The following is a 24,631-nucleotide window of genomic DNA, read 5'->3' on the forward strand; positions in this document are numbered from 1 at the left end:
TTAGTAATTTTTCTGAGGAATTTCACTCCAACCCAGCTTCTCCCGTAGCATGCGATAATAACTATGATTGACTGCATGCAACAACTTGACTGTCTCGGAAAAACGCCGCACGATAATTTTGTCATGCCCTCCCAAATCAAACCAGGAATGACTATCCGCATAAATTTTCGTTTCAGTCGTATTCAGCACTTTGATTTCGATGAGTGCATCCGGCTCAACCACGATAGGACGATTGCTCAAGGTATGAGGACATACTGGAACCAGTTCAATCAAATCAAGGCCAGGATGTAAAATCGGCCCTCCTGAAGAAAGTGCATAGGCTGTTGAGCCTGTAGGCGTGGCCACAATCAAGCCATCAGAGCGTAAAGTGTAGACATATTCATCATTGATGCGCACCTCAAACTCAATCATACCGGTACTGATACCCCGGTGAACGACCACATCGTTAAATGCTAACGCCCTGAACACACTCACCTCATTCCGTAATACTTCCGCAGACAGCAGTGTCCGTTTTTCCATTACAAAGTGTCCATCCAGCATGGCGCCAAGCGTTTCCACCATGGTATCAACCGTCAAATCGGTCAGAAAACCGAGCCGTCCTTGATTGACTCCAACCAGAGGCACATTAAATGGCGCAAGAATTCGTGCAATATTCAGCATGGTGCCATCTCCTCCCAACACCACGGCAAGGTCAGCCTGCGCACCAATTTCTTCTAGTGTCAGCACGGGATAGTCAATCTTTCCGATATGCGATGCAGTCAACTGGTCAAGCGCCACTTCGAAATTACGACTGGCCAGATACTGCGCCAGACTCAATAATGGAGTCAGAATATCTGGATTTTTATGCTTACCGATCAATGCAATTTTGTTGAAAAATGCGCCCATTAAAACCAATCTATATTTGAGATATCCAATTATCTTTGGAAAACTTATGAATATTAACGCAGCATATCTGAAAGGTAAAAATATTGTTAAAACAATCTTTAGAAAAATATGAAAAGATCGGTAAAACCATTTCTCTCCCAGATTAAAATAAGCAGAATTTTTACCCCAGAACATACTCGCCAGTAAGGCTGAATCGTGTAGAATAAACAGATGCTTAACGAACGTGCAAAAATCTTGCTGAAGACACTGGTTGAACGGTATATCCATGAGGGTGAGCCGGTGGGATCGCGTTTACTTTCTAAATTCTCCAGGCTGGATCTCAGCCCCGCCACGATCCGCAATGTCATGGTTGATCTTGAGGAAATGGGTTATGTCACGAGCCCCCATACCTCAGCCGGAAGAATACCGACTGCACTGGGTTACCGCTTTTTTGTCGATAGCTTGTTGATAGTTCAATCTCTGGATAGTAAAGAAGTGTCTCACCTGGAACACCAGATGCATCCCGATAATCCGTCACGGCTCATCAATGTTGCTTCGCAACTGCTCTCCGAATTGACGCAATTTGCAGGAGTCGTCATTACGCCTAAACGATCAGGCGGCGCCGTATTTCGTTATATAGAGTTTATGGCTTTGTCTGAAAAGCGCATTCTGCTTATTATGGTGACGCCGGAAGGCGATGTGCAGAACCGGATCATTTTCACTGATGTAACTTACAGTCAGTCAGATTTGATCGAGGCGGGCAATTTTCTCAATCAACATTATGCAGGCTGTACACTGGAAGAAATTCGCGGCCGTCTGCAAGTAGAATTGAAACAATTGCGTCATGACATGACGAGCCTCATGAATACAGCGATCGAGCTTAGCAGTGATGTCATCCGGGAAAGCAGTGAAGCCGTCGTGCTGGCAGGAGAACATAAACTTCTTGATGTTAAGGATCTCTCTGACAATCTGGTTAATTTAAAAAAATTATTTGAATTATTTGAACGTAAGACCAAATTATTAAAGCTAATGGAATTGAGCCGCCAGGCGCATGGTGTGAAAATTTTCATTGGCGGAGAATCGGATGTCGCCGCATTGGATGAAGTGAGTGTGGTGACAGCCCCTTATGAAATTGAAGGAGAAGTGGTAGGCACTGTCGGCGTCATTGGCCCGAGGCGCATGGCTTATGAGCGTGTGATTCCGATCGTGGACATTACAGCCAGGCTTCTTACGAGTGGATTGTCGCGAAATTGATTAACCATTCATATCCATATGTTTAAGCAGATATAGTACTATGCCCATGTTACCTGAACCCGCCTATCAACACGGAACTCTGAATAAAATCGGTGTGTTGCTGATTAATCTGGGAACACCTGATGCGCCTACTGCAAAAGCACTGAGGTCTTATCTGAAGCAGTTTCTCAGCGATCCACGGGTCATAGAAGCGCCGCGCTGGATCTGGTGGTTTATCTTGAATGGCATCATCCTTAACACGCGCCCCAGAAAATCAGCTGAAAAATACGCACAAATCTGGATGCCAGAGGGCTCTCCGTTAAGAGTCCATACTGAACGCCAAGCCAAATTACTGGCGCGCGCCTTGGAAGATCGCATTAAGCCCGCTCCTATTGTTGAATATGCCATGATTATTGGCAATCCCTCTATTGCAGATATAGTACGACGCATGAAAGAGCGCGGCTGTGACCATATTCTGGCATTTCCGCTTTTTCCTCAATATGCTGCTAGTAGCAGTGGCTCAGCGATGGATAGTCTTTTCTCGGAATTGAAAAAGATGCGCAATATTCCTGCTATTCGCACGGTTAAGCATTTTCATGCTGATCCAGGCTATATTGCCGCAATGACACAAAATGTCCGCGATTATTGGGCCGTGCATGGCAAGCCTGACAAACTCATCATCAGTTTTCACGGGGTACCGCGCAAAACGCTCGACAAGGGCGATCCTTATCACTGCGAATGCCAGAAAACCGGCAGACTACTGGCGGAGGCGCTAGAGCTGGATGCAGAGCAATATCAAGTGTGTTTTCAGTCACGTTTTGGCAACGCGAAATGGCTGACACCTTATACCACGGTGGTCCTGAAGGAATTGGGCAAACTCAAAACACAGCGAGTGGATGTTGTTTGCCCTGGTTTTGTTTCAGATTGCCTTGAGACCTTGGAAGAAATCGCCATTGAAGGAAAAAAAACTTTCATCGAAGCGGGTGGACAGGAATTTCATTTCATTCCATGCCTCAATGAGCATCAAGACTGGATCAAAGCATTGAGCGATATGACCTACTCCCACCTGCAGGGATGGTTAGGTTTAGAGCCCTCCGAAGAAGAAGCGGAGCAATCCCAAAAACTAGCGCTTGAAATGGGCGCGATTGAATAATCCGCTGCTGATAAGCAGAATAGCCGATTGCCTCCTTCTATCATCTATACTCATCACACTTCAAAATTCGGTTTTTATCATCCCTCATCCGACCTGCTCCCAGCGGAAGAAGGCATAGCCCGAGTTTTGAAGCGTGCTAATCAGTGCTATTATTTTTTTAACAACTGCTCCAAAGTTAACCGGTAAATCTCCGATAATCGCTCTATATCCGCTATTTCCACGTATTCGTTGAGTTTGTGAATAGTGGCATTGCGCGGACCGAACTCGACCACTTGGGAGCAAATATCGGCGATAAAACGGCCATCGGAAGTACCGCCAGTAGTGGAAAGCTCGGGCTCAATCGCCGTTACACTTTTAATCGCTGCGCTGAGCGCGTCAGCTAATTCACCCTTGGGAGTGAGATAAGGTTTGCCGGAAAGCTCCCATATCAGATCATAATCCAAGCCATGCCGATCGAGAATTTCATGAAACCGCTGCTTGAGTGATTCAACCGTGCTTGCGGTTGAAAAGCGGAAATTAAATAACAGATTGACTTCACCTGGAATAACGTTGGTAGCGCCCGTACCTCCCTGGATATTGGAAATATGCCAGGTTGTTGGCGGAAAATACTCGTTACCTTGATCCCATTCGGTTTGCGCCAATTCAGCGATAGCAGGCGCAGCAAGATGAATAGGATTTCTGGCAAGGTGCGGATAGGCAATATGTCCTTGTATTCCTTTGATGATTAAATTCCCCGATAGCGAACCACGCCGTCCGTTCTTGATGGTGTCACCCAGCTTATCAGTGCAAGTTGGTTCACCGACAATGCAATAGTCGATCAGTTCTCCGCGCGCTTTCAGCGCCTCGACCACTTTAACGGTACCCTCCACGGCAACCCCTTCTTCATCCGAAGTGATCAGCAATGCAATTGAGCCTTTATGATCGGGATAGGTGTGGACGAAACGCTCTATGGCGGTAATAAACGCAGCCAGGGAAGTTTTCATATCGGCTGCCCCGCGCCCGTAAAGCTTATTGTCCCGCACCGTAGGGGTAAACGGATCGCTATCCCATTGTGTGAGTGGGCCAGTTGGCACCACATCAGTATGACCGGCAAAGCAGATAACTGGTTGAGTGGCGCCTCGTCGTGCCCATAAATTGTCTACTTTGCCATGGCGCATGCTTTCAATGTTAAATCCTATCTCTTTGAGTCGGCTGATCAATATTTTTTGGCAATCATCGTCAGCCGGCGTGAGTGAGCGACGGGCAATCAGCATTTGTGCAAGTGTCAATGTGTCAGCAGACATGAAAATTTTCCTTGAATGGATGATTTATAGAATTTAAAAAGACGCGCAATCAATCAATCTGGCTGGTTCATACGCATTTTGCTGAACCTATTTTAAGGGCCAGCCAGCAGGCTCTGTAAGGCATTTTGGCCACGTTCGCCGAGAAAGAAGTCCTTGATAAAAGGGTGATCAATTTTGATGATATCGGGTAACTTACCTAATGCAACGAGGCGCCGATCGGCTAAGACAGCGATCCGTGTAGATATAGCAGCCAACGTATCCAGGTCATGAGTGACCATAACGATCGTTAGCGTAAATTCCTTACGTAACGCCTGGATAAGTTTGACAAAACTTTCGCTCAGCGCTGGATCCAGTCCAGCGGTAGGCTCGTCCAGGAACAGCAGCTCGGGATCCAGCGCAAGCGCCCGCGCTAATGCAACGCGCTTGATCATGCCCCCAGAAAGTTCTGCAGGCATTTTGTTGGCATGCTGCACCCCCACATCAACCATATCAAGTTTTAACATTACCATATCGCGAATCATCTCTTCATCCAGGCAATGTAGCTCGCGCATCGGCAATGCAATATTGTCAAATACAGTGAGCGCACTAAAAAGTGCGCCTTGCTGAAACAAAACCCCTGAGCGATTACGCAAACTTCTCAACAAATCAAGATCACAATCATATCTTGTGTAGCCAAACATTTTCACATTACCTTGTGCCGGTGTCTCCAAACCTAACATCTGGCGCAGCAAGGTTGTTTTACCACTGCCCGACCCCCCCACCAATGCCAGCACTTCTCCCTTATAGACGCTTAAGTTAATGTTTTCATGGATAACATGACTATCAAAGCGTGTATATAGGCCTTCTATCTCTATAATACGATCGTCGCTAATCATTATCTTGCCATCTTAAGTCCTACATTCGAGAAAACCACTGCAAAAATCGCATCGATAAGAATAACCGCAGTAATGGATGTCACAACGGAATTGGTCGTACCCTCTCCAAGGCTTTCAGTATTAGGTTTAACGCGCAAGCCAAAATGACAAGCGATCAGGGCGATGGTCATGCCGCAGACAGCTCCCTTACCCAACCCTATCCATAAATTCTCAACTGGAACGGCATCGGGCAAGCTGCTTAACGCATATTGATAATTTAACCCTATTTGCACATCAGCCGCCAGAATCCCTCCCAGCAGCGCAATCGCGCTGGTCCAGAGCACCACGAGCGGCATGGCGATGCCTAATGCAATCATTTTAGGCAACACTAAACGTAAACTGTGAGGAATACCCATGACAGTCAGCGCATCCAGTTCTTCAGTGACACGCATGACGCCAAGCTGAGCTGTCATCGAGGAACCAGAGCGCCCTGCCACCAGTATCCCAGCCAGCATTGGACCCAACTCGCGAATGATGCTCATCCCCAGAATATTGACGATAAAAACATCCGCACCAAAGGTATGAAGTTGCTCAGAAGAAAGATAACTTAAAACGATACCAATCAGAAAACCTACAACTGCAGTAATACCCAGTGCCTGTGCCCCGGTTCTGAATAGGTTTGCGGAAATCTCCCGCAAAGGAATCTGTTTGGGATGTTTGATGAGATAGAAAATGTTCAGTAATACCTGACCAAATAACATAATCAAACCAAACAAATGATCCCAAAATAAAAAGAAACGCCTTCCGAGCGTCAGAATAGGCCAAAGGATGTCACGGCGTACAGGTTTAGGGGCAGGAGAGGCTTTCTCCAGATGAATAAAAAATCCATCCTGCTTGGATTTTACCAACAAATGTACCGGGCGACGCATCCCCCAGGCTCGCCAGATTAATACTGCACCCGCAAGATCCATCTGCTGAATGCCGGTCAAATCCCAGTGGAGATCGGGTTGCGCCGCAAAACAAGCGAGCTTAGCGCCCACTTTCCGTAACTGCTGATCTAATGCTGCCAGCGTATAACTACCTGTAAGTTTGATGCAAGGTACCTCGCCTTCGACGATCACTTGATACCAAGGTGACGAATTATCATTAAGATTACTGGGTAGCATAATTACTTTTTACAATAATATTTGTGAAACATCGCTCTGAAACAAAGATAGCCTTTGCAAGAAGTATTAGAGCACAGCAAGTCATTATAGACTACCCCGAAGAGATAAGCCCCTGAGATAACTGTTTGAGGCCCCAATCAGCAACGTGTCATCGACAAGAGCTTGTCATTGGATACGAGCGTATTATACTCATCGCCCTTCAAAATTCGGCAGCTATACCCTCTCCCGCTGGAAGAAGGCCGGATGAGGGATGATAAAAACTGAATTTTGAAGGGTGATGAGTATAGTCCCACGGCAAACTGATGATCTATCTCAATCCCTTAAGATCGGGAAGAAGGAAGAAGCAAAATAGCGTAGCCGCACCGGAAAGAATAATCAATGGGGGTAAGTATCCTTCAAACCAGTTAATCAACATCCACGAACCTGCTATCGCTGACAACTGAGCAAAGCCATTAGTTAGCGACATCAGTACCGCAAAAGTAAAGCCTTCTGCTCTTTTAGGGCAGGCTTTGCCGGCAAGCGTAAGGATAGCAAGAAGAGCAATCATGCTCGTAATGCCAAAGAAAAATGACAATACAATAAACAGTTCGTCACTATAAGGAGCTGGATTGATCACACTCAGGTAGGAAAAGGTGCTAATAGCGCCTGCAATAATGCTGAAGACCAGTTGAAAATGGAGTTCGCGATTGCTGACGTATTTGCCATAAAGCCAGGCGCCAACAATTGAACCGAATGAGCCTATAGCCCCAAGCTCACCAATGAACGATTGAGAAAAATTGAGCGTGTCGGTCATATGGTAATAGATTGGGATGCCAAAACTTGGGCTAAAATTCCAAAAGATTAGAAATAGCATAGCAGCCCAGAGTAAACGACTTCGAAAAGCTTCACGTAACCCCTTTACTGTGACTATCAATGAAGCCAGTTCCATTGCGGTCTTTTTTTCTTTTACGACTAACCAACTAAGAAGCGCTATTGCTGCCGGGGCTATCATGGCAATAATGGCCGCTGTGCGCAAACCGGTACCAGGGTCAGCCATGCCCGCTAACCATCCCCCCACTAATGAAGTAACTATTTGAGCAACATAAAACCAAAACCACTGTACTGCCTGAAATTGGCTAATCATATTGAATTTCCGGCCATTCTCGACCATTAAGGCATCGATAATGACATCTGAGGCTGCCGTTCCTATGGCAGTTAGGAGAAGAGCCATGATCAATGAGTCACCGTTTGATATTTCTGCTAACCAAAAATAACCAGAGCTGGTGAGTATATTTACAACTAACAACCAAGACTTACGACGATATCCAAACAAGGAAATTAAATCGCTAACTAAGCCATAAACAGGTTTAATAATCCAGGGAATAGTTAAAAAGGCCAGATAGTTGGTAGCACCTACCTCGTTTAAGTGCATGACTTCCTTGAGATAATAGTTTAAAGGCTGATATATCAAGCCTCCTGACTGAGCAATGCCTTGGGCAAAGTAAACGACACCAAAGAGAAAAATAAGATGATTTACATAAGGATTATTGAGGGATTCCTGACTTGAGGGAGCAATATTTTTCATAGGCGTTACTTTTGTGAAGTGTTACCTTTGATAAGGGTTGCTCTGAAGTGGTTCCTTTTGGCAGGATAAAATAACCTCAGAAAAAATAGCATCAGATTGTTTCAATTAAATATTCTCTCGATGTCTTGCCACTCTAACCGATACGAGTCTGATCAACCCTTATATCGTTCTGGTGCAATCACCCTAATGTAGGAAAGCAGCATTTCTTCCAGAAACAGCCTGGCGTTGAGAGGATGTCGCGATAATTGCTGCGTTGTGATCAGATTTCGCCAGAAGCTGGCAAGCAACTTGGGATCTGCGGTCGCGACCAGTTTTTTTATCGCCATTTCCTGATGGGGATGGTAACGAATCTTTCCAGTCGTACTAAAACTCATCAGGTCATAGCACCACTTTTGCAGCCAGCTGACGATATCCGGCACATCCAGCTTATATAGCTTGTTGGTCAGGGAAATAGGATCAAAGCTGGCTGGCTGGCTGATTTGCCGAATAAAATCGGTATACTGGGCAAAATAATCGTCATGGCTAAACGCTACTGCCTGCAAGGGTGACGAGCCTGCCAAAGCCATGCAGATATCGGGATGCTTGACTTCCTGCTGCGTCAGCCAGTTGCGTACAGAAGCCGCATCAGGCACTGGCATGGTGATTTGCTGGCAACGGCTACGAATCGTTGGCAGGAGATCCTGCGAGCGATGCGCCACCAGCATGAACAGGATACGGGATGGGGGCTCTTCCAGTTTTTTTAATAATGCGTTAGCCGCTGGAATATTCATGGCTTCTGCCGGATGAATCAGAACCACCTTGAATCCATCCTGGTGACCGGAAAGATAGACGAAATCGTTCAGCGCCCGCACTTGCTCGATGGTAATGTGTTGACTGGGTTTTTTCCGGGTCTTAACGGTATCTGCATCCTGCTTGTCCGTACCACTGCTCTCAGATGCAGCTTCGCCAGATGATTCAGCGAATACTTCCGGCGTCATCAGGTTGAAATTCGGATGCGTCCCCTGCTCGAACCACTTGCAGCTTGCACACATCCCACATGCAGCCTGTTCTGCCGTCACCCGTTCACATAATAAAGACTTGGCAAGGTTACGCGCAAAATCCAGTTTGCCTATCCCCTTTCTGCCCTTCAGCAGCAGCGCATGTGTTTTCAAAGCAACCGTACCTCTGACTTGCTGCCAGATGGTATGTTGCCAGGGATAGAGTTCGTTCATTCGCTGAGGCGCTATCGTGCTCAATTAAATAATGTTTCCTGGATGATACCTTCCAGTGCGCTTGTCACATCCTGGAGCGGCCGGCTGGCATCGATCAACCGGATTCTTTCGGGGAATTGCTGCGCCCGCTGTAAATAAGCTTCACGCACCCGGCGAAAAAATTCATCCTGCTCTTGCTCGAAACGATCGGCTGTTTTAACCGATTGCACACGCTGCCTGGCTGTTTCTATGGGGACATCGAAATACAGCGTCAGGTCAGGTTGGAATGAACCTTGTACCCATTGTTCCAGTATTTGCAGTTTATCAAATGAAACGCCTCTGCCTCCGCCCTGGTAAGCAAAGCTCGCATCGGCAAAGCGATCTGAAATAACCCAGTCTCCTCTGGTGAGCGACGGCAAAATCACTTTATCCAGATGCTCCCGCCGTGCTGCAAACATCATCAATGCTTCCGTTTCTGCATGCATGATCTGACGTTGATCCAGCAGCAAGGTACGCAGTTGCTCTCCCAAAGGAGTACCGCCCGGCTCACGCGTCATCACGTTATTAATTCTCTTCCGACGTAGAAAATCTTCCAACCAGATAAGATGAGTGCTTTTACCCGCACCATCAATGCCTTCTAACGTAATGAATTTTCCCTGTTGCATGCGTGTCTGCTTATCTATCGCCCATGAATAAAACACAACTGAATCAGCTTTGCACTATTATAGCTGCCCAATATCTTAAATCTCATGAGCAGAATAAAAAAACAGCGTATGCAAATCAATACTGCCGGCCATCTTGAGAAGGCACGTTTCATTCCTTCACCCAACTGTGATGAGCGTCCACCTGAATGCGCCATCAGCCTGCTGGTGATACACAACATCAGCCTGCCGCCGGATGAATTCGGCGGAAATGGCGTGATTGAGCTATTCACCAACCAGCTTGATCCGGAAGCGCACTCCTATTACCAGTCGTTGCGTGATCTCAAAGTTTCCAGCCACTTTTTTATTCGCCGCGATGGAGAAATTATTCAGTTTGTCCCGTGCACACTGCGTGCCTGGCATGCTGGTGTCTCATGCTGGCAAGGCAAGGATCGCTGCAATGATTTCTCCATCGGGATTGAACTCGAAGGAAGTGACTTCCTGTCCTTTGAACCCATTCAGTACGACAGGCTCATCGCACTTACTTCGGCTTTGCTCAAAACCTACCCCATTACCGATATCGCAGGACATGCCGATATTGCACCCGCACGTAAAACTGATCCAGGTCCTTATTTTGATTGGGAGCGCTACCGGCAAGGACTTTCCTGCTTAACCTCAGAACCAGCCTCTCATCCTGACAATTACTCAGAGCCCGTGAAAACGAAGTTTCGATAAAACGAAGCCTGGATAAAACAAAATTCTGGCGAAGCCACTGATTATTCTGTGTAACTGGCACTCAACACAGTGCTCATAAGCTGAGCGTCTAAGTGGACGCTATGATTAAACTTCTCATTGATTTCCAATGAGCTGTTTAACGGTGGTATTCGCCAGAACGCTCGGGCTGATAGGTCACTTCCACTATGCGAACGCGTAATACTCCACCGCCTGGTTTTGGCCACTCAATTTCGTCTCCTTGAGAAAGACCAAGCAGTGCGCTGCCGACAGGTGCAAGGATGGAAATCTTGCTTCCGCTCGCGTCAATATCTTTGGGATAGACCAATGTTAATTCGAATTCTTCGGACGAAGATTCAACCTTAAATTTTACGGTAGAATTCATGGTCACCACAGTAGGTGGAACATCCTGAGGATCGACCACTTCGGCCCGCATCAGTTCAGTCTCTAATTCATCCCTTCCCGGAAAAGCATTGCTGGGCAATGATTCAACAAGGCTATCCAATCTTTCCGCATCGAGCGTTGAAATTATAATTTTTGGTCTGGTTTTCATTTTCACTCTCTTGAATTTTGATTAATACAGGTTACCCCAACAATGAAAGAAGATCTAACAAGAAAACAGGTGAAGCGCGGATCCCGCGCAACGTACCTATCAAAACATGTAGCAGATCTACTGGTAAAACGCCGTTTTATCAAAACTTCGTTTTGCCGGAACTTCGTTTTCACAGACTCTCAGCACGATAATTGGCAACCAATTTGAACTCACTACCTGGCTGAATGGTGATGATATCCGTTGCAGCATTGGCGGTTTCAACACACAGCAGGCGCAAATAATCATCATCTTGCAAATCGCCCATTTCTGCCGAGATTTTCGCCCATGGATTCCACACAACTGCCGTTTCACTGCCTTGAGAAGCGATTCGAATCTGACGTTTCATGGCGGCATCATGAATTAGGATATCATTTAATACATCCAGGTAAATGCGATCCACTTCCGAGCTGATGGTCACAGCGCCTGACTGCGTTTTTTGCTGCCCCCCCTCAACCTTGTCGATATATTGCCTGCCTTCCAGTCCCGACACACGGGTTTGATGAATATCGCCCACGCTAAAATAGGTATGGAAGGCTTGCGTAATTGAGAACGCTTCGCTACCCATGTTCCGAGTCACAAGTTCCAGATTTAATGCTTCACCCACAGTAATTTTCAGTACTAGGGCAAAAGCATGTGGCCAGATTGTCTGCGTCTCTGGCGTATCCGTCAATCCTAATACCACCTCGGCATCGCCATTGGCAGCCACACTCGTTTCGATGACATCCCACATCCGGTTACGCACAAAACCATGGGCCGGACGACCTTTTCCTTCGGGATCAGGACCAAACCATGGCCAGCAGATCGGCACCCCTCCTTTGATCGCCTTGCCTGCCTGATAATAGGCTTTCTCGCTGAGGAACATCAAATCATCCGTTTTACCGGCAGACCGGAAAGAAAGCACTTGTCCCGCGTAAACCGAAATCAGCGCATTGGCTTTGGCATTATTGACGCGAATAAATGGAAAACCACCCTGCCCTTCGATAAACTCAACCTGACCAGCAATCCCGTGATCCCTATTTAATTGTTCAATCCTCATTTTTTACCTTATTTTTTGTCGCGATAAGGTTGGAATGATAAACTTAAATCAAAATAAATCATAACCATTCAATGCTAGGGAAACTCTGAATAAGTAAGTGAAGGGGAAACAGTGCAAGGTGCAATGCAACCATGTGCTGCTGCAACTACATTGTAACCACTTATGCAGGCCCACCCTATCGTTATCGTATAAGGAGCCACCATGACCCACACGCTATTTAATTCACTGAAAACGCTGCAACTCCCTGATGGCCAAACTACCCAGTTCTATTCCTTGTCAGCACTGGAAGAAGCCGGTCTCGGCAAGATTTCACGACTCCCGGTCTCCATACGCATCGTCCTGGAATCGGTGCTGCGCAATTGCGACGATAAAAAAATTACCCGGTTACATGTCACGCAACTGGCTGGCTGGCAACCGAATGCTGCACGCACTCATGAAATTCCATTCGTGGTCGCACGCATCGTATTGCAGGATTTCACTGGTGTGCCGCTACTGGTTGATCTCGCGGCGATGCGCAGTGCTGCGGAAAAGCTGGGCAAAGATCCCAAACGCATCGAGCCGCTGGTACCGGTCGATCTAGTAGTCGATCACTCCGTTCAAGTCGATTACTATGGCGATAAAGATGCGCTGGCACGTAATATGGAAATGGAGTTTCTCCGCAATAAGGAGCGTTACCAGTTCATCAAATGGGGCATGCAGGCATTCGATACCTTCAAGGTTGTCCCTCCCGGCATCGGCATCGTGCATCAGGTTAATCTGGAATACCTGGCGCGCGGCGTGCATCAGAAAAATGGCTTAATTTATCCCGATACGCTGGTGGGCACCGATTCCCACACTACCATGATCAACAGCATCGGCGTCGTGGGCTGGGGCGTGGGTGGCATTGAAGCGGAAGCCGGCATGCTGGGGCAGCCGGTTTATTTCCTTACTCCCGATGTAGTGGGTGTCAACCTGACCGGTCAATTGCGTGAAGGGGTGACCGCCACCGATCTGGTCTTGACTATTACCGAAATGCTGCGCAAAGCGAAAGTAGTCGGCAAATTCGTGGAATTCTTCGGTGAAGGCGCTGCGTCGCTGAGCCTGCCTGATCGCGCCACCATCGCCAACATGGCACCTGAATATGGCGCCACCATGGGCTTTTTCCCAGTCGATGACGCCACCCTCCAATACTTCAGAAATACCGGTCGTACAACTGAAGAAATCAATACATTCGAAGCGTATTTCAAGGCGCAAGGACTGTATGGCATGCCGCGCAAGGGAGACATCGATTACAGCCAGGAGCTGCAATTGGATTTGAATTCGATCATGCCTTCACTGGCTGGACCGAAACGCCCGCAGGACCGTATCGCGATCGGTGATCTCAAATCAACCTTTACTGAGCTCTTCAGTAAACCCGTGACAGAAAATGGCTATGGCAAGCGGGCGGAAGATCTGGCACGCGCTTATACCACACGCGATGTCAGTAGCTCGAGTAGCGATGTGTGTGTCACCAGCCCGATCAATCAGGATGAAGCCACTCTGCCCCCAGGTTCTGACCGAAATGTGACTGAACTGGTCAACAATCGTCCCACTCAGAATACTGTCAAAATTGAGCCCGCTGAGGAGCCTACTGGGTTGAACAAACCGGTTGAGCTGCATCATGGCGATGTCTTGATCGCTGCGATCACTTCCTGCACCAACACGTCCAATCCCACGGTATTGATCGCTGCCGGACTACTGGCTAAAAAAGCGGTCGAAAAAGGTTTGAGCGTCAAACGCCATATCAAGACCTCACTTGCGCCGGGCTCACGCGTGGTTACAGAATATCTCACTGCTGCCGGCTTACTGCCTTATCTGGAGCAACTGGGCTTCAGCCTGGCGGGTTATGGCTGCACCACCTGTATCGGCAACTCGGGCCCTCTGCCAGAGATCATCGAAGAAAGCGTCGTCAAGGAAGATCTCGTTTGCTCAGCCGTCCTCTCCGGCAACCGGAATTTTGAAGCAAGGATACATGCCAATATCCGTGCCAACTTCCTGGCTTCCCCACCGCTGGTGGTAGCTTATGCCATCGCAGGCACCGTGCTGAAAAATCTCGATACCGAACCGCTGGGTTTGGGTAAGAACAATCAACCTGTCTGGCTGCGCGATATCTGGCCAAGCAGCGCAGAAATCGAATCTTTGATGAAATTTGCCACCCAGGCCGACACGTTCCGGCGGCTCTATAGCGATTTCACCCAAGATCATCCGCTCTGGAACAATATCACCTCAGTCACCGGCAAACTGTATAACTGGCCGGATTCCACCTACATCGCCGAGCCACCTTTTTTCCAGGATTTTTCCTTGCAGCCGGCGCCTGTCAATAAGCCTGGCGGCATCTGTGGCGCACGTACATTAGCGATTTTCGGCGATTCCGTCACGACCGATCATATCAGCCCAGCCGGCTCGATCAAGGAAACGGCTCCCGCAGGCAAATATCTGCTCGCCAATGACGTCAGCAAGGCTGACTTCAACAGCTATGGCTCCCGCCGCGGTAACCATCATGTCATGATGCGCGGCACCTTTGCCAACGTACGCATTAAGAACCTGATGATTCCAGGCAGTGAAGGCGGGGTAACGTTGTTCCGCAGCCACGATGCCGCAGAGGGTGAGCAGATGACGATATACGATGCCGCCATGGGCTATATCGCACAAAATGTACCTACCGTTGTATTTGCTGGCAAGGAATACGGCACTGGATCAAGCCGCGACTGGGCAGCCAAGGGGACCCAATTACTAGGCGTCAAAGCTGTCATTGCCGAAAGCTACGAACGCATTCACCGCAGCAATCTGGTCGGTATGGGCGTCTTGCCCTTGCAGTTCAAAGGCAGTGATAACGCTCAATCCCTCGGTATCGCAGGCGATGAGCAATTCGACATTCTTGGCATCGACACCATTCAACCTCAGCAAGAGGTCACGCTAGTCATTCATGGCAGGGATGGCAGTCACCGCGAAATCCCGTTGCTCTGCCGCATCGATACCGCGATCGAAGTCGATTATTATCGGCATGGCGGCATCCTGCCTTACGTGCTCAGGCAATTGATGAACAGCTAGGAAAATTCAAATGGGCTGCTGACCAGCAGTCCATTTGATACGAATTTACACGTTTGACATCATCCTTTCCAAACGTGTACTTCGGGCGGAATCCCTGCCTCACGTGCCGCCTTGCAAAACCCTCGGTCGAAAGTATGCATGATGATGGAACCGCATACCGCCAAGTGAAGTGCATCAGCAAAATCGGTACCGTTTTGATACCAATCCAGGGCACGCACTATAGCGAGCGAATTTTCTACTTCGGTATTTTCGGTTTGTAACAGCAATTGGAAAAAATCGTAAATCCGTTCGCGCGAAAACTTATAGACGCAACGCAACACCCACTCGGTTTCGAGCAACACGGTCCGCGAAATCCAGGCATGACGCGTTTTAAGCAGATTCTCGACAATTTCGGCTTGAGCTGGATAGTCATCGACAACCAGCCGCACCAGCATATTGGTATCGAAGGCAATCATCGGTTAGGTTGCTCCGGGTCATCCCAATCCCCTGCGTACTCAACTGGCCGACAAAGTTTTTCAGTCGAAACGGGAGGGCCATCATATTTCATAAAACCACGCAGATCTTCCAGGCGAAGCTTTCTTTCTGCCGGTTTGGATCTCAGTAACACACCGGATTCAGTCATATCGATAATGAGCTCCTGCCCAGCTCCCCAATGCAATTTATCCCGAATTTCTTTGGGTATCACAATCTGTCCCTCTCTTGATAGTGTAATCGTAGCAACCGTCATGACGCTCCTCCAGTAAGACAAATAGTAAGATTCATTATTGAACGATTTGATTGGCAGCGCAAGTACTCTAATTAATCTTTAAGAATCCTGCTTGCATCCTTTTGCAAGGCGTTGGATGGCGCGCGCTATACCAAGCACCCGGCTTAGCCGGCCTTCTGCTTCCCGACTTGTTGCAGCACACTATTTCGCATAATCTGGATTGGAAACGACCACTCCAGTAAAATTGCGGTTCTCAGGATTATTCCATTTTGGTTGCCGCTAGCCCGAATATTTCATAAATTCGCGTGATGATCACGCAGGATTTTGATTAATAAGAAAGGTTTTGAGAAGGAGGGGTGTAGTGATTCATACACCCGACTGAGCAAAACCTTTCTTATTAATCAAAAGGCAAGTGAGGGCACGTACTAATTTATGAAATATTCGGGCTAGAGATCAGGCGCAAGAATCAGCGGTGGTTTATTAAATTTGTGGCGCATGGCATTAATCGCCTTCAGTATACTGGGCTGACCAACTATTCTGGCTTCCAAGACACGCTTCCCAGGAAAATCCATAAGAGAAATTCCAATCAGCATAGTTAGCAAACCCTGTCCTGGTAAAAAAAGCATAACAAAACCAGCCGAAAGAAACACGATGCCAACAAAACTCTTGATGATTAACCCGATTGCCCGCAACACGGGATGTTGGCCTTTCATCCAGTAGCGTGGAATGCGTGTGTCAAAATAATCTGCCGGTAAGCGGATCAGAATGATTGGGATGGTAATCACGGAAGCAATCAAGCCAATAATAGAAGCTATAGTGATACCGATAAGGATATGGATTGGAATCCATTGCTGAATTATTTCAAGTACTTCATCCATGAGGTGCAGCCAACGAGGTGGCCCAAAAAAAATGACAAACTTGGTGAATTGGGGTTGTTAACCTAACTATCCCGAATATCTCATAAATTCGCGTGATGATCACGCAGGATTTTGATTAATAGGGAAGTTTTGAGAAGGAGGGGTGTAGTGATTCATACACCCGACTGAGCAAAATCTTTCTTATTAATCAATAAGACAAGTGAGGGCACATGCCAATTTATGAAATATTCGGGCTATATCCCTATTTTTATATCTCTAATGGCGATCGCTTCCAAAGCATCGAATTTTGTAGGATTCAGCATTTCTTCCAATAATTTTCTGATGTCTTCAATACTGGCTTTAGATAGATTGATGTCCAACTCAACCGTCACTTCAACTTTCATAAATCGCTCCTTTTAACAATTTCCCTGATGCAGTATAGCGAGTTGTAAAATATTAGTCTTAAAAACCACAATTGGACAAGCGCGGCATGCCGTGATCCGAAGCCAGACAAAAACTACCTTAATACTGCAGGAGTATCCTCATACAGATCATTTTGAGCTTCACCTAGGATGGCTACTGGGCGCTACCTACGACAACAGAATCAACACTTACGAAATGAAGGCGAATCATTTCCGGCACCTTACCTTCATCAAAATGACAATGCACGGCATCGCGCACTTGCTGATGCAAACTGGCAAGATCATCCGCCTCGGTAAAAATCGATTCACCCAGCGCACGGGCGGTATAGCCGCCTTCAGATGTTCCCTCGACCAAAAAGAAAATTTCATTTGCTTTATTCATTCTTATACCTGTTTAATGGAAATTACGATAGAAGGTAATATATCTTCGATTACGAGAATCTGATTATCTTCCGATAAGTTCAGCACATCACTGGTGATACCAAGGCAATTGTGCAAGCACCGCTTGCACAAATTCACTATCCGGCCACGCTTTGGCAAAGGCACGCATATATGCAATTTCTAAGCTGCCTGTGCGGCAGCGAACTGAGTAAAGAACTTTACATTGGGCGTGTGAGCTTTCTAAGCTGCCTGTGCGGCAGCGAACGTTGTCATCATTAATAGCGTCGCCTTCTTCCCTTTCTAAGCTACCTGTGCGGCAGCGAACATCGGAATTGTATACGCCATCGTCTTTCCTATTTTCTAAGCTACCTGTGCGGCAGCGAACTTTCCGGGCGCGCTCTAAGCCGATATTCGACCTTTCTAAGCTACCTGTGCGGCAGCAAACCTAGTGAAATCCAGCATGTTTATCTCAGTATCTTTCTAAGCTGCCTGTGCGGCAGCGAACGATCCCGAGCTGAAATCATTGCTGCAGCAGCTTTTCTAAGCTGCCTGTGCGGCAGCGAACCGCCTACCACGCTGTGCGCGGCAATAGCGACTTTTCTAAGCTGCCTGTGCGGCAGCGAACAATCTGAGAAGTGCCAGCGACTCATTATCACTTTTCTAAGCTGCCTGTGCGGCAGCGAACTATCTCATAGTTACCACTGGATAATGATAATTTTTCTAAGCTGCCTGTGCGGCAGCGAACAACTAATGGTCGTTGGTTCTACTGCTTTGTCATTTCTAAGCTGCCTGTGCGGCAGCGAACAATCCACACACAGCAACGGCTACGGAGTCGTATTTCTAAGCTGCCTGTGCGGCAGCGAACGAGACGCCCTGGATGCAGGGTACTCGTCATGCTTTCTAAGCTGCCTGTGCGGCAGCGAACGCTTTTCGCCGGATGGCCTCGCCCACTTCTTTTTTCTAAGCTGCCTGTGCGGCAGCGAACGCACGCTGCGCGGAAAACCATTTTTAGTCACTTTTCTAAGCTGCCTGTGCGGCAGCGAACTGCCGCTTTATCTCTTGCTGAGCATCGCGCATTTTCTAAGCTGCCTGTGCGGCAGCGAACACAGCGCAACGCTCGCAATGAATGCGGCAGCCTTTCTAAGCTGCCTGTGCGGCAGCGAACGCTTTTCGCCGGATGGCCTCGCTCACTTCTTTTTTCTAAGCTGCCTGTGCGGCAGCGAACATTCAGTCACATCTACAATAAAGCGCGCGAGTTTTCTAAGCTGCCTGTGCGGCAGCGAACAATCTGCTTAATATAGATCGCGCTATTTCTTTTTTCTAAGCTGCCTGTGCGGCAGCGAACGGGCGAAAGATTTATCAGGATCATTTCCAACTTTTCTAAGCTGCCTGTGCGGCAGCGAACTGGTAGACCAAATCTCTTCGGGTCTTAGCAATTTTCTAAGCTGCCTGTGCGGCAGCGAACATACCTGGTCGGTCATAACGTGGACTTTGACTTTTCTAAGCTGCCTGTGCGGCAGCGAACTCTGTTTACGCTGCCTTGTCGGATGCTGTGTTTTTCTAAGCTGCCTGTGCGGCAGCGAACGCGAATAGTCATCATATTCTCCGATCAATAAATTTCTAAGCTGCCTGTGCGGCAGCGAACATGATACCAATGTCCGGGCTGTATCATTAATGTTTCTAAGCTGCCTGTGCGGCAGCGAACGCTAAAAGCTAGGGCGAAAGCGTTTACAATCTTTTCTAAGCTGCCTGTGCGGCAGCGAACATCTACGCGATGCGGTGGTTGAAGAATCTGGTTTTCTAAGCTGCCTGTGCGGCAGCGAACTATCAGATTTAAGAAGATTGATATCCCATTGATTTCTAAGCTGCCTGTGCGGCAGCGAACTCCGCGCTTCGGCATCCTAGTTACGTTTAACATTTCTAAGCTGCCTGTGCGGCAGCGAACGTGGGCGATTGATCAAATACCTAAGAATGAAATTTCTAAGCTGCCTGTGCGGCAGCGAACTATGAGCGAAAATGCTTAGAAGTTGGTTATGATTTCTAAGCTGCCTGTGCGGCAGCGAACCCTGGATTTTGGATTTTAGTAATGAGTAGTCATTTCTAAGCTGCCTGTGCGGCAGCGAACACTTCCCCCCGTCTTTTGCCGTAAATCTTCAATTTCTAAGCTGCCTGTGCGGCAGCGAACGATTTATGCCGACACCCTGGGATATTTTAAAATTTCTAAGCTGCCTGTGCGGCAGCGAACCGGAACATCTTCTATTGAGATGCCACCTGCAATTTCTAAGCTGCCTGTGCGGCAGCGAACAAATTAAACAATTAGCATACCAATTTTATCAAATTTCTAAGCTGCCTGTGCGGCAGCGAACTCCTCCAATTGTTTAATAATTCTTTTATGTACTTTCTAAGCTGCCTGTGCGGCAGCGAACATAAATATAGGCCCGTGTGACAAACGATATTTTTTCTAAGCTGCCTGTGCGGCAGCGAACACGTCTGATCTGAGCGGATACCGATTTTAAGATTTCTAAGCTGCCTGTGCGGCAGCGAACGGAACATTGTACCAACCTTTGATTACGTATTTTTTCTAAGCTGCCTGTGCGGCAGCGAACTGGCATTTATCAAAAAGCCCGATTCCGAAAGATTTCTAAGCTGCCTGTGCGGCAGCGAACTGCTTAAGAGCGCAGGAATGGCGATGTCTAGCTTTCTAAGCTGCCTGTGCGGCAGCGAACTGATTAAAGCGATCTCCCGGGCCATCCATTTTTTTCTAAGCTGCCTGTGCGGCAGCGAACAAACAGAGAATTATCGATATCGATGAATCAGTTTTCTAAGCTGCCTGTGCGGCAGCGAACCGAGACGTAGAGCCATCGTTGCGGCCTTGATCTTTCTAAGCTGCCTGTGCGGCAGCGAACTTGAAACCGACAAACCAATCATCTTTGTCTCATTTCTAAGCTGCCTGTGCGGCAGCGAACTGGAGTATAACACTCAAAAAACTATAAACAACAATCGTTTAATGTGAAATGAACAAAATACCTAATAATTTTTCAGTAATTAATAAGTAACTGATTCTTTGTAAATTATTAAAGAACGAAAAAAATAGGTATAAAAATCACAGATAATCTGACAGCAATTCCTCACACCATTCTGGAATCGATACTCGCTTTAACTCAAGACATCCGTTGCGTATTACCGCTATTTGCTGAAACGGGCTATCCGCCCGAGAGTTGTCCAGGATGTATGCTTGATCACATAGCGGTAAAACCTGCTTAACCAATTGCAATACTCTGGGTATTCGCGCCTTAACTTTTTCATCCGGCACAGCATGGCCGCCTTCGCTCATCCGCTGCGCAATACGCGCGAGGTTGAGTTGTGTCTGTTCAAGGTGAATAAAGACAAGCACAATTTCATAACCCAGCACTTTTGCATTGGCAACAAAATCGATTTTAGAGTGATGAGAAAAAACGGTTTCAAAACAGAACGTGCGTCCGTCCTGTAATAGCCGCAAACGAATGGCTTCGGCAATTTTAGCGGCTTCATAGCTGTATTGCTCGGGTTGATCCGGATGTAACTGCTTCGCCAGGATATCCGCATTCACAAAAGGCATACCGAGCGGTTTAAGTTGCAGCCGGTAAAACGTAGTTTTTCCGGCGCCGTTGCCGCCCGCAAGCAGCCAGAGTTGTTTTTCTTTTTTCAAGTGACGCTTTCATTCAATGGAATAAACTGGCCGTTCTGAAAACGGCCGGTAGTGATGTTGCCTTGCTGATCAATACGCTCCAGATACCCCGGATGTTTTGATGAAGTCTGATAGCGGATCGCTGCGGATGTAACACGCCCGGACAGCGATCCGTTTTTCCGGTCGTTCTCAAGTGTTTTAAAAACTTCAGCCGGATCGACTGGAATGCCATAGACGGGTTCCACTTTTATTCTTGAAAGCCCCAACTTGACGGATAACATCACATCAGGATCAAGCGTATCAGCCACAGAACGCCCGAGCTCCGCCCAAAACTCTATCTGTTCGGCGGTGCTGCGATGAAAACGGTCAGCAGTCAACTCTGCTGCTTTCATCAGTTCTTCTTGCAACCGAATGGGGGATGCCGATTTTGCCATAGTCATGCCTCACATATCATTACAAAACCACCATATTGTAGCAGTCTGCTACAAATTATTTGTGATTGTTTTAAATGACTGTTTCCGAAAGCTCGGCAGCAGATACGGCAAATGGTCTAAAATTCAGGCACGGTTGCTGTGGAACTCAGGCCATAAGTCGTAAAAGTTCCGTCATTATAATTTTCAACATCCGTTTTCTTAATCCACAAGCAAAATGTATTACCGTTACTCAAACTTTTCAGTCGGATAAACGGTGTGGTGATGGTTTTATGCGGCATTTCACTGTAGCTCATCAACATTCTTTCACACTCGGTTGTATTATCGTACCTTGCACTCAATTCAACCTTGCCATTGAACGCGGTTTCGTAATCTAGCCCATGCCGCCTGGCATAACGCCGGGCCAACCGCTCTCTGCCGGTTTTAGGTTGCTCACGCTGATAAATAGCATAGCCTTTGACTGCGCCTGGTACCGGACGGATACCAGTGCAATGCACGTAATCGCTCAAACGGCCTAATCGTTTGTCCGCGTCGAACTGGGTTAGCACAGTTTCATCCGGCGCAAACAACCGCAACTTGCTGCCCAGGACACCAAATTTTTCACCCAGTTTGTACTCGGGAAAGGATAAGCCGATCGGCACGCGTTTTTGAGCATCCTGGATTTCAACCAAGCCAAGGTGGATTTGCTGGAAGGTTTTGGACCAGAGGCTAAAAAAATTAATTTCAGCATTGGATAACAAGCTGATTTCCTGATAATAGTTCATTATTTCTCCTTATCACCGGATAACATCAACATACGCCAAGCCTTTCTTGCCTAAATAGAAACTTGACACACCAGCATCGTCAATCATACTTTTCAACCGCTGAGCTTTATCTTCTGGAATATCGAGAAGAATTTCCAGCGTACCGTTTGCTTTGGTTAATAAAGAAACCACTTCACCTTCGCCTTTGCGTTTTTCCTTCAGCTGGTATGGATTTCCCCATATTGGTTTTTTACTACCCGTGGTGTATCGATCCATAAAATCTTTTGGCGTATAACCACGTTTTGAAATACCGGCTAAACCACCATTTTTTGTAAGTGCGAGTGATACGTCATATTTCTGACTTAAACGACCAATCTGCAAATACAACGCTGAACAGTACAATTCAATTGGTTTTATTTTGTTTTCGATGATTTTATAAGCCACGTCAGAAAAACGTTTCTGCAATGTATCCAAAGCATTCTTTACCATTTCAATATCAATGGCCTTTAATTTGTTTAATTCATCCAGTTTTTGTAAAGCGTCTAAAGGATCAAATTGCTTGGAAGAGTGTATTTGAAAGCTTTCATCAATAATAAAGCGGCAAAGGTTTTCAATATCAAGCGTCAAAACTCCCCAAAAAATGTTTGAATAATCTGATCTAAAAACCGGATCGTTTGCTTTAATCATTCCAGTGAATGAATTCTGATCTGTATTTCCTTCCATATTTCGGATATAAACCGTTTCAGCATTGACAGACTCACTTTGATTCTGCTGGTCGTTAAAAGATATGCATTCTTCCAAATCTGAAAAGAAGTATTTAGGACAATTTCTGGATTGATAAAGCTTTCTTTGATCACCGATAAGTCGATTCAATACTCCCATCACTGTGTCATGAGTAATTTCACGTTTGATAAAATTCGGATAATTGCCTTGATTATCCCGTTTTCCCAAAGTCGTCATTGAACCGACAAATGTCCGACCACCTTTTGGTAATGGTTCGTTATTGGAACCGTCCAAGAACGAATTTCGCCAGGATGCTTCATATTTAATAGTAATCCGCATGATTCTTCCCTATTTGGCATAAAAATAAATGGTATAAGGGGATTTTGGTTCTTCGTTAATTCCGGCTGAGTTGCGCTTTATGCGCATCATTTTGTTGCTGTCGTTGTAATCAACTAGCAAGTTATCGACATACATATAGCCTTTGGCTTGACGAATACTAAGTTCTTCAATCATGCGCAATGTTTCTTTGACGAGAATATCTGTCGCTTCGTTATCTAATAAAATGCCGACTTCGCCTTCCTCGAAAATCGTTCCACCACGCACGTAGTTGGAGTGAAACACAGCCTTGGGATTACGGTTAGGGTCGATTGATTTAATGAAACCTTGTACTGCCTGAGCAACTTTTTCGCCTTCACCGTCTTTGATAACCATTGAAGCCCGGTCGAATTTTTTATCCAGAGAAATGAATTGCAATTGTTCAATACTGATTGAACCGTAAGCTAAATATTCTGTTTCACCAAACGTGGTTTTGGAGAAAAAAGAGTTGCTGGCAATATCATCGCCTTTATCGTCCTTGTCTTTTTCTTTGGTACCGGAACGCCCCATTTGTTCGAAATTGCCGTTACCCAATTGATCAATGAAATCTTCCAATAGCAACGGGCTGGTTCGTTTACATTGACTGGCTGGAACTACATAACCGCGGACCAAACCGGTGATCGACGTTAGCACAGAAAGCAGATTTTTATCCTTGGCGTAATGTAGATCAAAGGCTTGATCTCTAAATATATGGTGCCTTATACAGTTTTGGCTGATATACATTGGTGTTTGTTTAAAATCGATTTCCGACGGGTCTTTTTTCAATTTATAGCCTTTATCACTTTCTTTGCCGGTTAAATTGGTATAGCCGCGTAATTTTGGCATCGAATGGTTATCGATAATGCGCCCATCGCTCTGCAAAGTAGTCGGACCATTCCAGTTAACCACTCCATATCCATAAGCAACTACTTTAAAATCCACGCTTTTAATTCCGGTAATTTTTGGCATA

At 46.7% G+C, this 24,631-nt stretch carries 23 protein-coding genes and 1 CRISPR repeat array; of the genes, 4 read left to right on the forward strand and 19 right to left on the reverse strand.

What is annotated here, in order from left to right; genetic code table 11:
- Positions 1-885: an NAD kinase gene (locus tag BLP80_RS01830; protein WP_090539780.1), complete on the reverse strand. Its 885-nt coding sequence runs from the start codon at positions 883-885 to the stop codon at positions 1-3.
- Between the two features lie 210 nt (positions 886-1,095).
- Here BLP80_RS01830 and hrcA point away from each other — a divergent pair, with 210 nt between their 5' ends.
- Positions 1,096-2,118, forward strand: a complete 1,023-nt coding sequence (hrcA, locus tag BLP80_RS01835; RefSeq protein WP_090539584.1) for a heat-inducible transcriptional repressor HrcA — start codon at positions 1,096-1,098, stop codon at positions 2,116-2,118.
- 46 nt (positions 2,119-2,164) lie between these two features.
- Complete coding sequence (gene hemH / locus BLP80_RS01840; protein ID WP_176754240.1) at positions 2,165-3,250, forward strand: ferrochelatase; 1,086 nt, start codon at positions 2,165-2,167, stop codon at positions 3,248-3,250.
- A 149-nt stretch (positions 3,251-3,399) separates the two neighbouring features.
- Here the strand turns inward: hemH and dapE are convergent, their stop codons facing one another.
- The 6 genes from dapE to tmk all read right to left on the reverse strand — a co-directional run bounded on the left by dapE (position 3,400) and on the right by tmk (position 9,972).
- Positions 3,400-4,533, reverse strand: a complete 1,134-nt coding sequence (dapE, locus tag BLP80_RS01845; protein WP_090539587.1) for a succinyl-diaminopimelate desuccinylase — start codon at positions 4,531-4,533, stop codon at positions 3,400-3,402.
- A gap of 92 nt (positions 4,534-4,625) precedes the next feature.
- Positions 4,626-5,408: an ABC transporter ATP-binding protein gene (locus tag BLP80_RS01850; RefSeq protein WP_090539589.1), complete on the reverse strand. Its 783-nt coding sequence runs from the start codon at positions 5,406-5,408 to the stop codon at positions 4,626-4,628.
- Positions 5,408-6,553: an MlaE family ABC transporter permease gene (locus BLP80_RS01855; protein WP_090539591.1), complete on the reverse strand. Its 1,146-nt coding sequence runs from the start codon at positions 6,551-6,553 to the stop codon at positions 5,408-5,410. The genes BLP80_RS01850 and BLP80_RS01855 overlap by 1 nt, the downstream gene beginning before the upstream one ends.
- Before the next feature lie 307 nt (positions 6,554-6,860).
- Positions 6,861-8,117, reverse strand: a complete 1,257-nt coding sequence (locus BLP80_RS01860; protein ID WP_090539593.1) for an MFS transporter — start codon at positions 8,115-8,117, stop codon at positions 6,861-6,863.
- 152 nt (positions 8,118-8,269) lie between these two features.
- Positions 8,270-9,352, reverse strand: coding sequence for a DNA polymerase III subunit delta' (gene holB, locus BLP80_RS01865; protein WP_256324912.1), 1,083 nt, complete (start codon positions 9,350-9,352; stop codon positions 8,270-8,272).
- Positions 9,349-9,972: a dTMP kinase gene (tmk, locus tag BLP80_RS01870; protein ID WP_090539597.1), complete on the reverse strand. Its 624-nt coding sequence runs from the start codon at positions 9,970-9,972 to the stop codon at positions 9,349-9,351. The genes holB and tmk overlap by 4 nt, the downstream gene beginning before the upstream one ends.
- Before the next feature lie 108 nt (positions 9,973-10,080).
- Here tmk and ampD point away from each other — a divergent pair, with 108 nt between their 5' ends.
- On the forward strand, positions 10,081-10,683 hold the full coding sequence (gene ampD, locus BLP80_RS01875) for a 1,6-anhydro-N-acetylmuramyl-L-alanine amidase AmpD (protein WP_176754241.1): 603 nt from the start codon (positions 10,081-10,083) through the stop codon (positions 10,681-10,683).
- A 136-nt stretch (positions 10,684-10,819) separates the two neighbouring features.
- Here the strand turns inward: ampD and rnk are convergent, their stop codons facing one another.
- The gene (rnk, locus tag BLP80_RS01880; RefSeq protein WP_090539601.1) at positions 10,820-11,233 is read right to left on the reverse strand and encodes a nucleoside diphosphate kinase regulator; all 414 of its coding nucleotides are present in this window, start codon (positions 11,231-11,233) and stop codon (positions 10,820-10,822) included.
- A gap of 169 nt (positions 11,234-11,402) precedes the next feature.
- Positions 11,403-12,308, reverse strand: coding sequence for a D-hexose-6-phosphate mutarotase (locus BLP80_RS01885; RefSeq protein WP_090539603.1), 906 nt, complete (start codon positions 12,306-12,308; stop codon positions 11,403-11,405).
- Positions 12,309-12,509: 201 nt separating this feature from the next.
- Between BLP80_RS01885 and BLP80_RS01890 the strand changes: the two genes are divergently transcribed.
- Positions 12,510-15,377 (forward strand): aconitate hydratase, encoded by a 2,868-nt coding sequence (locus BLP80_RS01890; protein ID WP_090539604.1) that lies wholly within the window; start codon positions 12,510-12,512, stop codon positions 15,375-15,377.
- A gap of 59 nt (positions 15,378-15,436) precedes the next feature.
- Here BLP80_RS01890 and BLP80_RS01895 read toward each other — a convergent pair whose 3' ends face one another.
- The 10 genes from BLP80_RS01895 to cas7fv form a co-directional block, all read right to left on the reverse strand.
- Positions 15,437-15,832, reverse strand: coding sequence for a type II toxin-antitoxin system VapC family toxin (locus BLP80_RS01895; RefSeq protein WP_090539606.1), 396 nt, complete (start codon positions 15,830-15,832; stop codon positions 15,437-15,439).
- Positions 15,829-16,104 (reverse strand): AbrB/MazE/SpoVT family DNA-binding domain-containing protein, encoded by a 276-nt coding sequence (locus BLP80_RS01900; protein WP_090539607.1) that lies wholly within the window; start codon positions 16,102-16,104, stop codon positions 15,829-15,831. The genes BLP80_RS01895 and BLP80_RS01900 overlap by 4 nt, the downstream gene beginning before the upstream one ends.
- A 425-nt stretch (positions 16,105-16,529) precedes the next feature.
- A complete protein-coding gene (locus BLP80_RS01905) occupies positions 16,530-16,961 on the reverse strand; it encodes a hypothetical protein (protein ID WP_090539609.1) in 432 nt (143 codons plus the stop codon).
- A gap of 233 nt (positions 16,962-17,194) precedes the next feature.
- Positions 17,195-17,344, reverse strand: a complete 150-nt coding sequence (locus tag BLP80_RS15525; protein ID WP_176754232.1) for a hypothetical protein — start codon at positions 17,342-17,344, stop codon at positions 17,195-17,197.
- 172 nt (positions 17,345-17,516) lie between these two features.
- Positions 17,517-17,744 carry a 2-oxoisovalerate dehydrogenase gene (locus tag BLP80_RS01910; protein ID WP_090539611.1) on the reverse strand — a complete coding sequence of 76 codons (228 nt, stop codon included), beginning with the start codon at positions 17,742-17,744 and terminating at the stop codon, positions 17,517-17,519.
- A gap of 176 nt (positions 17,745-17,920) precedes the next feature.
- A CRISPR array of direct repeats spans positions 17,921-20,709; the repeat unit is 28 nt; unit sequence TTTCTAAGCTGCCTGTGCGGCAGCGAAC.
- 137 nt (positions 20,710-20,846) lie between these two features.
- Complete coding sequence (locus BLP80_RS01915; protein WP_090539612.1) at positions 20,847-21,431, reverse strand: ATPase; 585 nt, start codon at positions 21,429-21,431, stop codon at positions 20,847-20,849.
- A complete protein-coding gene (locus BLP80_RS01920; protein WP_090539614.1) occupies positions 21,428-21,844 on the reverse strand; it encodes a TA system antitoxin ParD family protein in 417 nt (138 codons plus the stop codon). Before BLP80_RS01920 ends, BLP80_RS01915 begins: the two co-directional genes overlap by 4 nt.
- Before the next feature lie 116 nt (positions 21,845-21,960).
- Positions 21,961-22,605 (reverse strand): type I-F CRISPR-associated endoribonuclease Cas6/Csy4, encoded by a 645-nt coding sequence (gene cas6f / locus BLP80_RS01925; protein WP_090539616.1) that lies wholly within the window; start codon positions 22,603-22,605, stop codon positions 21,961-21,963.
- A 12-nt stretch (positions 22,606-22,617) separates the two neighbouring features.
- Positions 22,618-23,646, reverse strand: a complete 1,029-nt coding sequence (gene cas5fv, locus BLP80_RS01930) for a type I-Fv CRISPR-associated protein Cas5fv (RefSeq protein WP_090539618.1) — start codon at positions 23,644-23,646, stop codon at positions 22,618-22,620.
- A 9-nt stretch (positions 23,647-23,655) separates the two neighbouring features.
- Positions 23,656-24,630 (reverse strand): type I-Fv CRISPR-associated protein Cas7fv, encoded by a 975-nt coding sequence (gene cas7fv, locus BLP80_RS01935; RefSeq protein WP_090539620.1) that lies wholly within the window; start codon positions 24,628-24,630, stop codon positions 23,656-23,658.
- Position 24,631: the final 1 nt, after the last annotated feature.

It is taken from the genome of Nitrosomonas sp. Nm132 (assembly GCF_900100485.1).
Taxonomy (GTDB): domain Bacteria; phylum Pseudomonadota; class Gammaproteobacteria; order Burkholderiales; family Nitrosomonadaceae; genus Nitrosomonas.